The organism is Alishewanella maricola, from assembly GCF_016343785.1.
GTDB classification, from domain to species: domain Bacteria; phylum Pseudomonadota; class Gammaproteobacteria; order Enterobacterales; family Alteromonadaceae; genus Alishewanella; species Alishewanella maricola.
In genome coordinates this window covers 49635-63509 of the sequence record NZ_JAEINI020000001.1, presented here as the reverse complement: position 1 = coordinate 63509, position 13875 = coordinate 49635, and the positions used below count along the sequence as shown (strand labels likewise).

General features: G+C 45.7%; 16 protein-coding genes. 6 read left to right on the top strand and 10 right to left on the bottom strand.

Annotation, left to right across the window (positions count from 1 at the left end):
• The first annotated feature begins 29 nt into the window (after positions 1-29).
• The 5 genes from JAO78_RS00310 to JAO78_RS00290 are packed head-to-tail and all read left to right on the top strand — an operon-like array spanning position 30 to position 3429.
• Positions 30-1517, top strand: a complete 1488-nt coding sequence (locus JAO78_RS00310; protein WP_226749358.1) for an RNA polymerase factor sigma-54 — start codon at positions 30-32, stop codon at positions 1515-1517.
• 25 nt (positions 1518-1542) lie between these two features.
• Positions 1543-1830, top strand: coding sequence for a ribosome hibernation promoting factor (gene hpf / locus JAO78_RS00305; RefSeq protein WP_226749357.1), 288 nt, complete (start codon positions 1543-1545; stop codon positions 1828-1830).
• A 6-nt stretch (positions 1831-1836) separates the two neighbouring features.
• Entirely contained in the window at positions 1837-2310 is a 474-nt protein-coding gene (gene ptsN, locus JAO78_RS00300; protein WP_226749948.1) for a PTS IIA-like nitrogen regulatory protein PtsN, read from the top strand.
• Entirely contained in the window at positions 2307-3164 is an 858-nt protein-coding gene (gene rapZ / locus JAO78_RS00295) for an RNase adapter RapZ (protein ID WP_226749356.1), read from the top strand. The genes ptsN and rapZ overlap by 4 nt, the downstream gene beginning before the upstream one ends.
• A complete protein-coding gene (locus tag JAO78_RS00290; protein ID WP_226749355.1) occupies positions 3154-3429 on the top strand; it encodes an HPr family phosphocarrier protein in 276 nt (91 codons plus the stop codon). The genes rapZ and JAO78_RS00290 overlap by 11 nt, the downstream gene beginning before the upstream one ends.
• A 35-nt stretch (positions 3430-3464) precedes the next feature.
• Here JAO78_RS00290 and JAO78_RS00285 read toward each other — a convergent pair whose 3' ends face one another.
• The 6 genes from JAO78_RS00285 to JAO78_RS00260 are packed head-to-tail and all read right to left on the bottom strand — an operon-like array spanning position 3465 to position 9324.
• Positions 3465-3848 (bottom strand): Na+/H+ antiporter subunit G, encoded by a 384-nt coding sequence (locus JAO78_RS00285; RefSeq protein WP_226749354.1) that lies wholly within the window; start codon positions 3846-3848, stop codon positions 3465-3467.
• A gap of 8 nt (positions 3849-3856) precedes the next feature.
• Positions 3857-4126, bottom strand: a complete 270-nt coding sequence (locus tag JAO78_RS00280; protein WP_226749353.1) for a K+/H+ antiporter subunit F — start codon at positions 4124-4126, stop codon at positions 3857-3859.
• On the bottom strand, positions 4120-4656 hold the full coding sequence (locus JAO78_RS00275) for a Na+/H+ antiporter subunit E (RefSeq protein ID WP_226749352.1): 537 nt from the start codon (positions 4654-4656) through the stop codon (positions 4120-4122). The genes JAO78_RS00280 and JAO78_RS00275 overlap by 7 nt, the downstream gene beginning before the upstream one ends.
• Complete coding sequence (locus JAO78_RS00270; protein WP_226749351.1) at positions 4653-6176, bottom strand: monovalent cation/H+ antiporter subunit D; 1524 nt, start codon at positions 6174-6176, stop codon at positions 4653-4655. The genes JAO78_RS00275 and JAO78_RS00270 overlap by 4 nt, the downstream gene beginning before the upstream one ends.
• Complete coding sequence (locus tag JAO78_RS00265) at positions 6173-6529, bottom strand: Na+/H+ antiporter subunit C (RefSeq protein ID WP_226749350.1); 357 nt, start codon at positions 6527-6529, stop codon at positions 6173-6175. Before JAO78_RS00265 ends, JAO78_RS00270 begins: the two co-directional genes overlap by 4 nt.
• The gene (locus JAO78_RS00260; RefSeq protein ID WP_226749349.1) at positions 6529-9324 is read right to left on the bottom strand and encodes a monovalent cation/H+ antiporter subunit A; all 2796 of its coding nucleotides are present in this window, start codon (positions 9322-9324) and stop codon (positions 6529-6531) included. The genes JAO78_RS00265 and JAO78_RS00260 overlap by 1 nt, the downstream gene beginning before the upstream one ends.
• Positions 9325-9790: 466 nt before the next feature.
• On the opposite strand from JAO78_RS00260, the gene JAO78_RS00255 reads away from it, so the two are divergent.
• Positions 9791-9973, top strand: a complete 183-nt coding sequence (locus JAO78_RS00255; RefSeq protein ID WP_226749348.1) for a MerR family transcriptional regulator — start codon at positions 9791-9793, stop codon at positions 9971-9973.
• Here JAO78_RS00255 and JAO78_RS00250 read toward each other — a convergent pair.
• The 4 genes from JAO78_RS00250 to JAO78_RS00235 are packed head-to-tail and all read right to left on the bottom strand — an operon-like array spanning position 9959 to position 13779.
• A complete protein-coding gene (locus JAO78_RS00250) occupies positions 9959-10864 on the bottom strand; it encodes a phosphotransferase (RefSeq protein ID WP_226749347.1) in 906 nt (301 codons plus the stop codon). The two genes, JAO78_RS00255 and JAO78_RS00250, sit on opposite strands and share 15 nt — an antisense overlap.
• Complete coding sequence (pnuC, locus tag JAO78_RS00245; protein WP_226749346.1) at positions 10807-11445, bottom strand: nicotinamide riboside transporter PnuC; 639 nt, start codon at positions 11443-11445, stop codon at positions 10807-10809. The genes JAO78_RS00250 and pnuC overlap by 58 nt, the downstream gene beginning before the upstream one ends.
• Positions 11442-11690 carry a hypothetical protein gene (locus JAO78_RS00240; protein ID WP_226749345.1) on the bottom strand — a complete coding sequence of 83 codons (249 nt, stop codon included), beginning with the start codon at positions 11688-11690 and terminating at the stop codon, positions 11442-11444. The genes pnuC and JAO78_RS00240 overlap by 4 nt, the downstream gene beginning before the upstream one ends.
• 10 nt (positions 11691-11700) lie before the next feature.
• Positions 11701-13779 (bottom strand): TonB-dependent receptor, encoded by a 2079-nt coding sequence (locus JAO78_RS00235; protein WP_226749344.1) that lies wholly within the window; start codon positions 13777-13779, stop codon positions 11701-11703.
• Positions 13780-13875: the final 96 nt, after the last annotated feature.

The window sequence follows — 13875 nt, the reverse complement described above, 5'->3', positions numbered from 1 at the left end:
CTGCGCATTCAGGAGAGAATTACAGGTACATGAAGCCCTCTTTGCAACTCCGCCTAGGACAACAGCTTACCATGACGCCACAACTGCAACAGGCGATACGCCTATTACAGTTGTCCACCATTGAGCTACAGCAAGAAATACAGGAAGCGTTAGACGCGAACCCGTTACTCGAAGGCGATGATGATTTCGAACGTCAGCCAGATGAGGTTGATCACAGTCTTGGCAATATCAATCGCGATACCCTTGACGATCCACGCAACAAAAACTCAGAGCAAAAAGACGCAGCCGATCGCGATACCAGCGATGATCTGAATCAACAAAACATCCAAGAAGATTTACCGCTAGATAATAACTGGGATGATTTAGTCAGTGCCGCCCCTGTTAGCAGTGGCAACATGCCTGATGACGATATGGTGTATCAGGGTGAAACCAGCGATACCCTGCAAGATTATTTACGTTGGCAAATGCAACTCACGCCCTTTTCTGAAATCGACCGGGCTATTGCTGAGATCATTATTGAAGCCATCGATGACAATGGTTTTTTAAGTATCAGCTGCGAAGAGATACTCGACTCACTGCAATCTAACGAGGTCGAGGCCGACGAAGTTGAAGCCGTGATTAAACGCATTCAATTATTTGATCCGGTCGGGGTTGGCGCGCGCTCGGTGCAAGAGTGTTTACTGGTGCAGTTACGGCAGTTTGAGCCAACTACCCCCTATTTAAATGATGCAAAACTCATTATTAGCAACTATACCGAATTTTTAGCGAATAGAGACTTTCGTTCTTTGATGCGCGTGACTAAACTCAAAGAAGAAGAGTTAAAGGAAGTCATGCAGTTGATCCACAGTTTAAATCCACGGCCTGGTGCTGATGTGATTAAACAAGAGCAGCAATATGTTATTCCTGATGTCACGGTGACAAAAGTAAAAGGTCGCTGGCAAGTCGAATTAAACGCTGACGCTATGCCCAAAATACGAATCAATCAGCAATATGCGGCGATGAGCAAAACCGCTAAAAATACCGCTGATACGCAATTTATTCGTTCGCACTTGCAAGAAGCTAAATGGTTTTTAAAGAGCTTAGAAAGCCGAAACGATACTTTACTCAAAGTAGCCAATTGCATTGTGCAGCAACAACAAGCCTTTTTTGAGCATGGTGAAGAAGCCATGAAACCGATGGTATTGAATGATGTTGCAGAAATGGTCGGTATGCATGAGTCGACTATCTCACGCGTCACCACTCATAAATATATGCATACACCACGTGGAATTTTTGAACTTAAGTTCTTTTTCTCCAGTCATGTTAGTACAGAGAGTGGTGGTGAATGTTCTTCCACTGCCATTCGTGCTTTTATTAAAAAATTGGTGGCGGCAGAAAATCCGGCAAAACCGCTAAGTGACAGTAAAATGGCGGAGATTTTGTTAGAACAAGGGATAAACGTGGCTAGGCGAACTATCGCTAAATACCGCGAATCGTTGTTTATTCCGCCGTCAAATCAACGAAAGACCCTGCTGTAAGTGTCTTAACTAAAAGGAAGAGTCTATGCAAATCAATTTAACAGGCCGTCACGTCGAAATTACCGAAGCCTTAAAAGATTATGTCGAGAATAAATTTGCTAAGCTAGAGCGTCATTTCGAGAACATTAATAATGTACATGTCATCTTAAACGTGGAAAAATTACAACAGATTGCCGAAGCTAAAATCCATCTCACCGGTGGCGAAGTGTTTGCGGTGTCTGAGAACGAAAACATGTATGCTGCGATTGACCAGTTAATAGACAAACTCGATCGGCAGGTCATTAAACACAAAGAAAAACTGTCACGACACTAAGACATTATTATGAATTTAAACGCAATGTTAGCGGAGAACTGCACGAAAAGTGCAGTTCTATTTAACAGTAAAAAACGTATCCTCGAATATATCGCCGAACTGGCTCACCAGCAGCTTCCCGAACTATCTGAATACACCATTCTTGAAGCCTTAATGACCCGTGAAAAACTCGGTTCAACCGGCATCGGTGGCGGTATCGCCATTCCTCACGGCAAACTTGACTGCGTAACTCAACCGATTTTGGTGTTTGTGGTCAGTAAAGACCCTATCGCGTTTGATGCGATAGATAACCAAGCCGTCGATATTTTTTGCGCTATTTTAATACCCACTGAGCAATGCCAAACGCACCTAAGTACGTTATCCGGTATTGCCAAATTGTTGAGTCAGAAAGACTTAACCAAAAAAATCCGCCATGTCGAGTCAGATGAACAACTGTATCAGCTACTACTCGACTATAGCCAAAAAACAGGTGAGTCATGAAACTACTCGTCGTCAGTGGTCGCTCAGGCTCTGGCAAATCGGTTGCTCTGAGAGTCATGGAAGATCTCGGCTATTACTGCGTCGATAATCTCCCGGTTAATCTATTACCGACCCTAGCTACTGCAGTAATGGGCCAATACGAACGCGTTGCCGTGAGTATTGATGTACGTAACCTACCCAGTGATCCCGATGAGTTATCAGACATTTTGTCATATCTGCCGCGCAAGCTGGAACTGACGATTTTATATTTGGATGCGGATCACACCACGCTAATTAAACGCTTTAGCGAAACGCGTCGCTTACATCCGTTATCCCATCAAGCGATGTCGCTCGATGAAGCCATTTCACGTGAACAACAGTTATTAGATCCTATCTCTAGCCGCGCCGATTTATATATCGATACCACTGAGCTGAATGTGCATCAACTGGCCGAGCAATTACGTGAGCGGATCTTAGGCCAAAAGACCGGCCGTTTAGTGATACTCTTTGAGTCCTTTGGTTTTAAATATGGTATTCCAAAGGATGCCGATTTTGTGTTCGATGCGCGGTTTTTACCCAACCCACATTGGGAGCCGGATCTGAAACCGCTCACAGGTTTAGATCAACCAGTTAAAGATTACCTCGCCTCACAAGACGTGGTTGCAAAATATACGTGGCAGATCAATACCTTTATCGCCAGCTGGTTACCTCATCTCGAACGTAACAATCGCAGCTACTTAACGATAGCGATTGGTTGCACCGGTGGCCAGCATCGTTCAGTGTATATCGCACAAAGCCTAGCCGAAACCTACCGCAGCCAACGCGAAGATGTACAAATTCGCCATCGGGAATTAGTCAGACATCATGGCCGATAAGTTAGCTGCAACAGTCACGATTATTAATGCCCTAGGCCTACACGCACGTGCCGCCACCAAGCTAGTGCAGTTAAGCCAGCAATTTGATGCCAAAGTAGAATTAGTGCAAGAAGATGGTAAAACAGCAGATGCCGGCAGCGTACTGGCCCTGCTGATGATGGCCAGTAGTAAAGGTAAAACCCTTACAGTGACCACCGAAGGCCCTGACGCTGCTGAAGCATTAGACGCGATTACTTTATTAATTAATACCGGTTTTGGGGAATAGCGTAAAGCTTGTGCTTTACGCTATTGTTAGGTTTTTTAGGGTAAATTCGACTTAATATGCGAGCGGCTGCTGTTTTGTAATTGCCCTCGCTTGAGTTCTTGCTCACCTGTAGTCCGCGCAATCGCCTCAGTCTGATGATGCAGGGCAGCTTTAATGAGCATATGTGCACTGATTGGCGCGGTGATCAATAAGAAGATAGTAATCAACAATTCATGCACGCTGATCTCACCGGGTGCCGCACTAAAAAATAGCATCGAACCTAACAAAATACCGCCCATACCCAAGGTGGTCGCCTTTGTTGGCCCATGTAAGCGCATAAAAAAATCGGGCATCCGCGTTAAACCAATCGAACCAATTAACACAAAGCTGCCTCCGAGTAATAAAAAGAAGGCAATTACCCATTCCATCCAATTTTGCATAGTCTCTCCTATTCGATGATATCGCCACGTAATAAAAACTTACACACGGCCACCGTGCTGACAAAACCTAACATGGCAATTAATAACGCGGCTTCAAAATACAATGAGGTGCCCATCAGCAGGCCATATAAGATGATCAGGGCAATGCTATTGATATACATGGTATCGAGCGCTAGGATGCGATCTGGCAAGCTTGGGCCACGTACTAAACGCCATAGGTTAAGTATCAAAGCCAAACTGATCATACCAAAGACTAAAAAGATAACATTCTCTAACATTGAAAGATCTCCTTTAGCGGGGCTTCATAGCGCGATTTGATTGAAGCAATCAGCTCTGCTTCATCTTCCAAATTCAGTACATGAATTAACAACCAACGCTGTTTTACTTCTTCACCTTCTGCCAGCATTTCTTTAGTCGGGTAAATGTCCGCGCTTACCGTGCCTGGGGTCATTGACACGGTACTGGCCAAAATGGTGATGGGCAGTTCATGCTGTAAATCCAGCGGCACACGCACAAAAGCGGGTTTTAACCGTTTTGTCGGCCCTAAAATTAATATCGCGACCTGCGCATTTGCAGTAACAATATCCATCAAAACCATAAGAATATAACGTAGCGCCAAAATGGGGCGTTCAATCAACGGCTGAGGATCTCGGAACTTGGCACTGATCCAAGGGATTAATAACGCCAACACGAAACCAAAAAACAGATGCACTGGCGCGACACTTTGATTGAGAAGTAACCATACTAAAAACAACAACACGCTGCGATACGGTGTTGGCAACCAGCTGTAACGAGGTTGTAATCTCATTGAGCACCTCCAGACACGCTAGATTCAAGTAAAATCGTGGAAATCGTTTGTGACACGTCTTCAAGCTGCACCGCTGCCGCCACACTTAACTCGGTGAAAGGCCCGGCAAACACCACCAACATGGGGCTAGCTAACAGCAACAATGACACGGCAAAAACCTGCAGCGGTAAGGCTTTATCCCCACCCGACTCTGAACCGGTAACGCGCCAAAACAAAATACTGCCAGCTCGTGATAAGCCAATTAACACCATCAGGCTACTCAGCAGCACCACTGACCATAACAGGACTTGCTGTAATGGCGTAACAGCCGATTGCAGGATCATCAGCTTTCCGATAAAGCCCGATAACGGCGGTAAGCCCGCTACCGTTACCGCAGCAGCAAAGAACAGGCTACCCAGCAATACCGGTTGAGCTACACGGCGCCCAGACACTAAGCGATCACCGGCTTTACCACGTTGATTAGCAATCATGTCGGCCAATAAAAATAAGGCACCGGTCACTAAGGTGGAATGTACGGTATAATAAAGCACGGCAGCGTTGGCAGCGGTGTTTTGCATTGCCACTAAACACACTAAAGTACCCACTGATACGATAACCAAATTGGCCACCACCTTGCGAAAATCCAAGCTTCCCATCACCCCTATGGCTCCCAGCACAATGGTTGCTAAGCCAAAGGGCCATAACCAATTCATACCTAAACCCGCTAAAGGCCCAGCAGACTCACCAAAAATCGTGGTGTACACGCGAAGCAAAGCATAGACGCCGATCTTTGTCATCACCGCAAATAATGCGGCTACTGGAGGAGACGCTGCAGCGTAGGTGTCAGGTAACCAAAATTGTAATGGCAAAACGGCAGCTTTAAGCGAGAAAACGATCAACAGCAATAAGCCACCGGCTTTGACTAACAACACATCTTCAGGTGGTAAGGTTGAGACTTTTAAGGCCATGTCGGCAATATTAAGGGTACCTAAAGCACCGTATAAAATAGCCAGCGAAAACAAGAACACCGCCGAACCGGCCAGGTTCAATACCACATAATGCACAGCCGCTTTAGTTTTGTTTTTACCACCCGCGTGGATTAACAAGCCATAAGAGGCAATCAGCAACACTTCGAAAAACACGAACAAGTTAAACAAGTCGCCGGTTAAAAAAGCGCCATTAATTCCCATAATTTGGAAGTGAAACAGCGGATGAAAAAACGAACCGCGCACATCCTCTCCTGCCGCACCATAACAAATCGCCGCCAGAGCTAAAAAGGTGGTTAAACAAACCATCACCACACTAAGGGTATCGGCAACAAGAATAATACCAAAGGGCGGCTGCCAATCGCCTACAGCATAAAAGGTTAAACCGTTTTGTTGCGTTTCCCACAACAAGCAGCAAGCAATAATCAATTGTAATGCCGTAGCAACAATACTCACTAAACGCCGCCGATTAGGCACATAGTGCACCGGGGGTAGCATAATGATAATGGCGGTTAAGATGGGTAATAAAATGGGAGCAATAATCAAATGGCTCATGCGCCGTTCTCCTTACGACGACCGTCACTATCAGGCAATTTACCATCGACATGGTCATTACCCAGATCTGAGCGCGCGCGAATGGCTAAAATAACTAAGAACGCCGTCATAGCGAAACCAATGACAATAGCGGTAAGCACCAAGGCTTGAGGGAGCGGATCAGCATAATTTTCAGACATCCCCAATACCGCAGCACCTTGTAAGTTAAGCCGACCGGATGAAAATAAAAATAAGTTCACGGCATAAGACAACATGGTTAACCCCATGGCTACCGGAAAGGTTCGGCCGCGTAACATGAGAAAGACGCCACAGGCAGTCAGAAAACCAATACAACAAGCTAACAAGGTTTCCACTAGATCGTCTCCTTATGCACCGGACGGTGCAAGGTCGTCATTTTACCTAAACTCGATAAAATCAGCAGTGTCGCGCCGACCACGGTTAGGTATACCCCTAAATCAAATGCAATTGCACTGGCCAGTTCTAACTCACCTAGGATAGGCAGATGGAAATAATCAAACCATGATGTTAAGAACGGTCGACCAAAAGCAAAGCTTGCCACACCCGTAACAAGGGCGATCAATAAGCCGATTGCTATAACACGTTGATATTCAATATCCATCCGTGATTTTACCCAATCCACACCGTGAGCAATGTATTGTAGGATCAATGCCACGGAGGTAATTAAGCCTGCAATAAAGCCCCCACCGGGTAAGTTATGACCACGGAAGAAAATATACACCGACACCATTAATGCCAATGGCAGCAAACTTTGTGACACTGTCGCTAATAACAACGGATGGCGCTCGCGACTCCAAGGCCGTCCATCACCATCACTACTGGGTTTAAATAATGGAATACGTGTTAACAATTTGAAGATACCCAAGGCAGCAATACCCAATACGGCAATTTCACCGAAGGTATCAAAACCACGGAAATCCACTAAGATCACGTTAACCACGTTGGTACCGCCACCACCGGTTTTGGCATTCGCTAAGAAGAAATCAGAAATAGAGGTAAAGGGCCGCGTCATCACCGCATAAGCCCAACTGCCAATCACAATACCCACTAGACTCGCCAAGCTGATATCACGGATCACTCGAGAGGGTTCAGACTGACTCGGTGTTTTATGCGGCAAGAAAAATAAGGCTAACATCAACAAAATTACTGTAACAACTTCAACCGACAGCTGTGTTAGCGCGAGATCGGGTGCGGAGAAACGGGTAAAAGCAATCGATACCATCAGCCCCACGACCGAAATCATCAACAGCGCCACCACGCGTTTACGATGCCAAATCACTGTGGCCAAAGCACTGATCAGCAGTAATGCGGCACCCGTGGCGTTTACCGCATCAATCGGTAACTCTTCACGACCACCGGAAAGTACCGACACATCCAACAATGGCAGGCCAGCCAGTATGACTACTGCTGACAATAAAAACACCATGTAACGCTGTAAAGAGCCATTATCGAGCCATTCATAAAAATACCGGCAATAACGATTAACGGTTTTAATGGCCAATTCAAAACTGTTCAATGCATCTAAACCTGGCAAGCTATTTTGAAAATCAAATAAGCGTTTCCGATAACTGTAGATCAGTAAACCACCGCTAATCGCTACCACACTCATAAACAATGGCAAATTGACACCGTGCCACAGCGCTAGGCTATAGGCAGGCACTTCTCCGCCTAACACTGCGCCCGCTGCAGATTGCAATAAGGCCCCCACTGCCCAAACCGGAAACAGGCCAATAACAATACACAGCACTACTAAAATTTCGACCGGCAAACGCATAAGATGCGGCGGTTCATGCGGTGTTTTTGTTAAGCCCCGTGGCTCACCATTGAAAAATACATCGTGAATTAGTCTTAACGAGTAGGCAACAGAGAATACCGCAGCAATCGTTGCTAACAATGGAATAAGCCAAGACAGTGCCCCGAGTAAATGCTGATCCAGTGTTTCGGCTAAGAACATTTCCTTAGATAAGAAACCATTCAGTAACGGAATACCGGCCATCGACGCAGCCGCTATCATCACTAAAGTACCGGTAATCGGCATGTAGGCCCACAAACCATTAAGTTTTCGCATATCACGCGAGCCGGTTTCATGGTCAATAATGCCCGCCGCCATAAACAAAGAGGCTTTGAAGGTAGCATGGTTAATGATATGAAAAATCGCGACCACCGCCGCTAATTCTGTTCCCATCCCCAATAGTAGGGTGATTAAGCCTAAATGGCTGATGGTGGAATAAGCTAATAAGCCTTTTAAATCATGTTTAAATAACGCCAAATACGCGCCAACTAACAAGGTGGCTAAACCAGTTAAACTGACCAGGATAATCCACAAGTCAGAACCGGCCAACGCCGGATAAAACCGCGCCATTAAGAAAATACCGGCTTTTACCATAGTGGCAGAGTGTAAGTAGGCACTCACTGGCGTAGGAGCTGCCATGGCATTGGGTAACCAGAAATGAAATGGGAATTGCGCTGATTTGGTAAAACAGCCCAATAGAAACAACACTAATAAAATAGGATACCAGCTGTGTGCTAGCAAAATGTCAGCACTGGCTAAAATCACATCGAGATCATAGCTGCCAACAATACGGCCAATTAATAACAGCGCCGCTAATAAACAAAGACCACCGGCACCTGTGATGGTTAGCGCCATCCTGGCGCCGCGCCGCGCTTCCGATTTATGCCACCAAAAGCTAATCAGCAAAAAGGAGCTGATACTGGTGAGCTCCCAAAACAACCAAAGCTGTAGCACATTGTTGGATAACACAATGCCCAGCATCGCGGTCATAAAGAACATCAAAAAAGTGTAGAAACGCGGCATCGAATCAGCTGCAGAGAGATAAAAGCGCGCATAGAGGATAATCAGCAAGCCAATACCTAAGATCAGCAAGCTAAATAAATAGGCTAAGCCATCGAGTCGCAAAGCAACATCCAGGCCCAGTACCGGCACCCAAGCCAATGAAAAACGCAGTGTTTCACCGGCGAAGACCGCCGAGGTTTGGCTTAACAACAAAATAAAAGCCAAAGCCGGAGGTAACGCCGTTAACAACGCACAGGCACTACGCGACCATTTTGCTGTCAGCATGGGTAAGCTAATACCACACAGCGGTAACAGTAGGATCCATAACAAAGTCATAAGGTTTTTGCTTCCTCGTTAACGTTCACAGACCTGACACTCCTCACTGCTGCATTCATTAGACCATTGAAATACTGCTGATGTTAATCAGCCATTTATCACGTGTAATACGTTTGGCAGATGACTTGCTCGAGCAACAGAGGTAGGCAGAAAAACAAATTGTCAGGAAAACTGCGAATATTTATACCTGCATCACATCAAAATGTCTATTAAAGTCGGTTGCAAATGCCGTCTAATCCTTATAAATACAGGGGTTATAGCGTTTTTGCTGCTAGGTAACATCAACTTAAACGGCCTTTCGAACAGGCCTATTTTAGACACAATAGCCCTAGTTGGAATAACTTGTAACGGTTAACAATCGTTTGTGGCAAATTATTTCGTAGCAAAATTTGCTATTTCTGACTATATTTTGATTAATTGCGGCAGCAAATACATGTAGCCGCTCCTGTTTGAATAAGAGATCAGCATGGCCATAATGACTGTTAACGAGGTTGCCCAATTTTTAGATATTACCCCTATTCGGGTAGAACGCTTAGCCAGAGAACATCTATTGGTACCCTGTGATAAAGCGAATGACGGCAAACCGTTGTTTGCCGAAGAGGATGTGCAACGCTATAAAGTGTTAGCAGAACGTTTAGGTGGACTTTAACGCCAACAACTGCGCGAGCTTATTTTGCCAATGAAGTGCGGCGTCCTGATCGGGGCTAGCTTGATACCATAACCAACAAAAACCGCTGTATAACCGCTTAGCTAGGTGTAAACGTTCGGCTAAGCTGTGTCGACAATCGCGCGCCGTTTGGCTATGGCTAAAATGCCTCGCGCTAATATACGCATGCAGCAATTGCGTTTCTTCAGCCTGGTTTAACTGATAGTTCAAGCAAATCGCCGCTAAATCAAAGCTACTGTCGGTTAACTGCGCATATTCAAAATCTAATAACCAAATCTGCTGTTTCGCCCACAGCACGTTGCCCTGATGCAAGTCCATGTGGCATAACACCCGATCAAACGGCAAGCTTTGCATCTGCTCAGCACTGTGTAACAAGGCGGCGAATAAGGTGGCTGCCGGCTCTAAACTGGCTAACTGGCTATTATCCATAAGCTGACGTAAGTACTGACTCACCTGCAAAACAGGGGTTTGTATGGTTAATGAGTGTAATTTAGCCACGACTACAGCTAACAGTGTTAAACGCTCGGTGTTTAGCGCTAAAGGTATGCCGTCGCTAATGTAATCGCTGATCAGTAATTGTTGATGATTGTTTAAAGCTAAAGGTGCCGGCGCAAGACCAATTGCGGCGGCGGCATGCTGACAACGTAATTCTTGCTGTCGGCAGACGCCTAGCGTATCTAGCGGGTAACGGCGTAAGACATATTCGCCGCGCTCAGTTTTGATGTAATAATTAAGATTACTTTCACCTGAAGCCAGTGCCCGCACGATTAAAGGCGGATGGCCACTGAAGAACTCAAGATGTTCGCAAAAACGGCTTATAGCCGCGCTGGATCCAACGTCGATGTTTGCTGCAGTTGATAATGACTGCGCCATGCAAAATACCCAACTAAGGCAATGATGGTATACAGCATAAACAAGGCTGTTAGAAAATAAAGGTGTTTTTGCGCATAAACATAAATTGATACCGCATCTATCACCACCCAGTATAACCAATTAGACACTAATTTCTGTGCCACTAACCACGTTGCTACCAAGCTAAATGCGGTTGTTTGTGCATCTAACCAAGCAAAATCAGCGTGAGTGTAATGCTCCATAAAATAGCCTAAAACCAAGCCTGCGATTGCCGTACTGCTAACCAGAATAAGGTGCCATTGCCAGGGACGCTCGAACACCGGCGCCTGGCCTTTGCCATGTTGCTGTTGGTATTGCTGCCAGCGGCGCCAACCATATAACGCCATACCGGCGTAATACAATTGCAACAACGCATCCGACAACAAGGCAGAATCCCACATCACATGGCTAAATAACAAGGTGCTGAGTAAGGCGGCAGGCCAACACCACAGGCTTTGCTTTAACGCTAAAAACACATAAGCCAGTGCCAATAATGTCGCAATCAGTTCAATACTGTGCAGTAATTGCCAATCACTAATCACCTTACTCAGCAGTTCATTCATGGCCGTAAATCACCTGGAATAAATTTACAAACAAACACCAACTTACCATAAGTTTGCATCGACCATTTCATGCATTTCTGCAAGGCCTGCATCACCGTATCGTAATCCCCAAAAATTTGGGTACTCATGGTATTGGTGATGATGTGCAAATCGGCTTGATCTGCTAACAAATCGATAAAGGCTTGGATCGGCGCTTTATAATCGTTTGCTAACGGATATTTACTGATTTCAACTGATAGTTTCATTATGCTTTCCTTAAAAACTGTAACTGGCGGTCACACCAAAACGACGTGGCTCAGCAAATTGTTCATAAACCTTAGGAGCATATTCGTCACGGGGATCATTGCCAAAGTAAAAACCTCTGACACCGGTTTCCTCATCAAAGGCATTACGCAACCATGCCGCGATTTGCCACTGTGCTACCTGATAATTCAAGCGTAAATTAACTTGTTCGCTGGCGGCAGCTTTTGCATTATGACCGTCAGAATAATAGAAACTGCTGCGCCCTTGCACTCCGGCTTGCAGTGACCATTGCTCGTTTAAAAACCAATCCGCACCGATACTGAAGCTCACTCGCGGGGCATGTGCTTGGTCACGGCCGGTTAAATCTAAGCCACCATCAGTGACATACTGGCCCAGTTTAGAACGCAAATAACCGACATTAACGAACAATTGCAACGCCGCATGCGCTTGGTAACGGTTTTCCATTTCAATACCGTAGTTACGACCACTAGCGGCGTTATCGATAAAGCCCGCAAACTCAGGGCCTAAATCGGGGTTAATCCAACCTTTCACCTGCATATCGTTACGCCACATATAAAATGCCGCAACTCGAGTCAGTAAGCGCTGATCTAAACTGCTCCCTTTCACACCCAACTCCGCATTGACCACGGTTTCAGGTGCAAAACTGGCTTTAGTCGCTAACAGGGCGAAATCGCCGTCATCGGCTTTGGCTAAGGCTTCACCGTTGATACCACCTACTTTATAACCACGCGACACTAAACCATAAATCATCGCTTGCGAGTTGACTTGATAATTTAAACTGATCTTGGCTCCCCACATGGTGGCATCTGGCGTTAGGCTGATACCGGCAACATCTTGATAATCATCGCTATATTGCTCAACGCGCCCGCCCAAGACCATGCTAAGCTGCTCAGTTAGCGCCGAAGTGGTCTCTGCATAAACAGACAGATTATTTCGCTGTAATTGACTGTCAAATAAGCGCATTTCGCTTTCTGCGCGACGAATGCGATTTAATGTCAAATCACGACTGCTAGCATACACGCCTAATACCCAGTCAGTATTATTCCAAAGTTGTGCTGCGGGTTTAGAGACTAAACGATAATCTAAAGACGATTGCTCACGTGAACGTAAATAGCGATCTTGGTAAGAATATTCCCACGGATGAATACCTCGATAACTCCAGTCTTCATCAAAGCCGTAATCAGATTGCGCATTTAAATAGCTAATTTGCCCTTGCAGATCGACAGCCGCAAACTCTTGATAAGCAAAGGTGAGTGCTAAAGCCTTACTACGCAGATTATCTTCTCCCGGCTCATCTGATAAGGTGACACGATTTTGATCAAGTGAAAACGCATCGTAGCCATTTTGCTGGTCAATCAGATGGGCAATCAAGCCCAGTTGCAGGTGCTCAGAAGGTAACCAACTTAATTTAAAACGCCCCGTAAATTCATCAATGTTGTTGGTGTCGTCGCGCTGTAAAAAAGCATTCTCAATAAAACCATCAGACAGCGCTTGGTCCAGCGTTAGGCTAAAGGCAACTTGCTCACTTAAAGGTGCACTGTAATAACCCGATAACTGCTGGCTATTATAATTTGCGACAGTGGCGCTAAGTTGCCCTTCTGGGCTAAATACGGGGTTTTTACTGGTGAAATTCAACATACCCGCAAGCGCATTAGTGCCAAAGCGCGTAGCCTCAGGCCCACGGAATACTTCTAACTGTTCCGGATGGGCGACACTGCTGATCCCCAAACCCGCATAGTCAATGCCATCAATAAGGATACCGACCGAAGGGTTAACCACATCGATAAATTCACTGCGCTCGCCAATACCCCGAATTTGGATAAAACGTCCACGCGAAGCACCGGCGGCAAAGTTCACGTTAGCAAATTGTTTTAACACGTCATCAAGATGCTGTGCCGATTGGCGCTGCATCTCTTGCTCAGACAAAATGACAACACTACCCGCCAGTTGTTGGATGTTTTGCTGACGAAAGTCGCCTTGCACGGTCACGCGCTCAATTTGTTGCTCAGAAGCATGCAGGTTAAATGCAGACAATAAGGCGATAGATAAAACAGAATAACGAAAAAACATAGGTGATCGGCTCCGGTAAACAACACGTTGAGGATCACACTGTTCAGATTTAACGGTATTACAGCTAACACAACTTGCTAAACAAGTCATAAATAG

Excerpts from the sequence above, each read along its gene's own strand:
- JAO78_RS00310 (WP_226749358.1), top strand. The coding sequence starts at position 30 with ATGAAGCCCTCTTTGCAACTCCGCCTAGGACAACAGCTTACCATGACG.
- hpf (WP_226749357.1), top strand. The coding sequence starts at position 1,543 with ATGCAAATCAATTTAACAGGCCGTCACGTCGAAATTACCGAAGCCTTA.
- rapZ (WP_226749356.1), top strand. The coding sequence starts at position 2,307 with ATGAAACTACTCGTCGTCAGTGGTCGCTCAGGCTCTGGCAAATCGGTT.
- JAO78_RS00290 (WP_226749355.1), top strand. The coding sequence starts at position 3,154 with ATGGCCGATAAGTTAGCTGCAACAGTCACGATTATTAATGCCCTAGGC.
- JAO78_RS00285 (WP_226749354.1), bottom strand. The coding sequence starts at position 3,848 with ATGCAAAATTGGATGGAATGGGTAATTGCCTTCTTTTTATTACTCGGA.
- JAO78_RS00280 (WP_226749353.1), bottom strand. The coding sequence starts at position 4,126 with ATGTTAGAGAATGTTATCTTTTTAGTCTTTGGTATGATCAGTTTGGCT.
- JAO78_RS00275 (WP_226749352.1), bottom strand. The coding sequence starts at position 4,656 with ATGAGATTACAACCTCGTTACAGCTGGTTGCCAACACCGTATCGCAGC.
- JAO78_RS00270 (WP_226749351.1), bottom strand. The coding sequence starts at position 6,176 with ATGAGCCATTTGATTATTGCTCCCATTTTATTACCCATCTTAACCGCC.
- JAO78_RS00260 (WP_226749349.1), bottom strand. The coding sequence starts at position 9,324 with ATGACTTTGTTATGGATCCTACTGTTACCGCTGTGTGGTATTAGCTTA.
- JAO78_RS00255 (WP_226749348.1), top strand. The coding sequence starts at position 9,791 with ATGGCCATAATGACTGTTAACGAGGTTGCCCAATTTTTAGATATTACC.
- JAO78_RS00250 (WP_226749347.1), bottom strand. The coding sequence starts at position 10,864 with ATGGCGCAGTCATTATCAACTGCAGCAAACATCGACGTTGGATCCAGC.
- pnuC (WP_226749346.1), bottom strand. The coding sequence starts at position 11,445 with ATGAATGAACTGCTGAGTAAGGTGATTAGTGATTGGCAATTACTGCAC.
- JAO78_RS00240 (WP_226749345.1), bottom strand. The coding sequence starts at position 11,690 with ATGAAACTATCAGTTGAAATCAGTAAATATCCGTTAGCAAACGATTAT.
- JAO78_RS00235 (WP_226749344.1), bottom strand. The coding sequence starts at position 13,779 with ATGTTTTTTCGTTATTCTGTTTTATCTATCGCCTTATTGTCTGCATTT.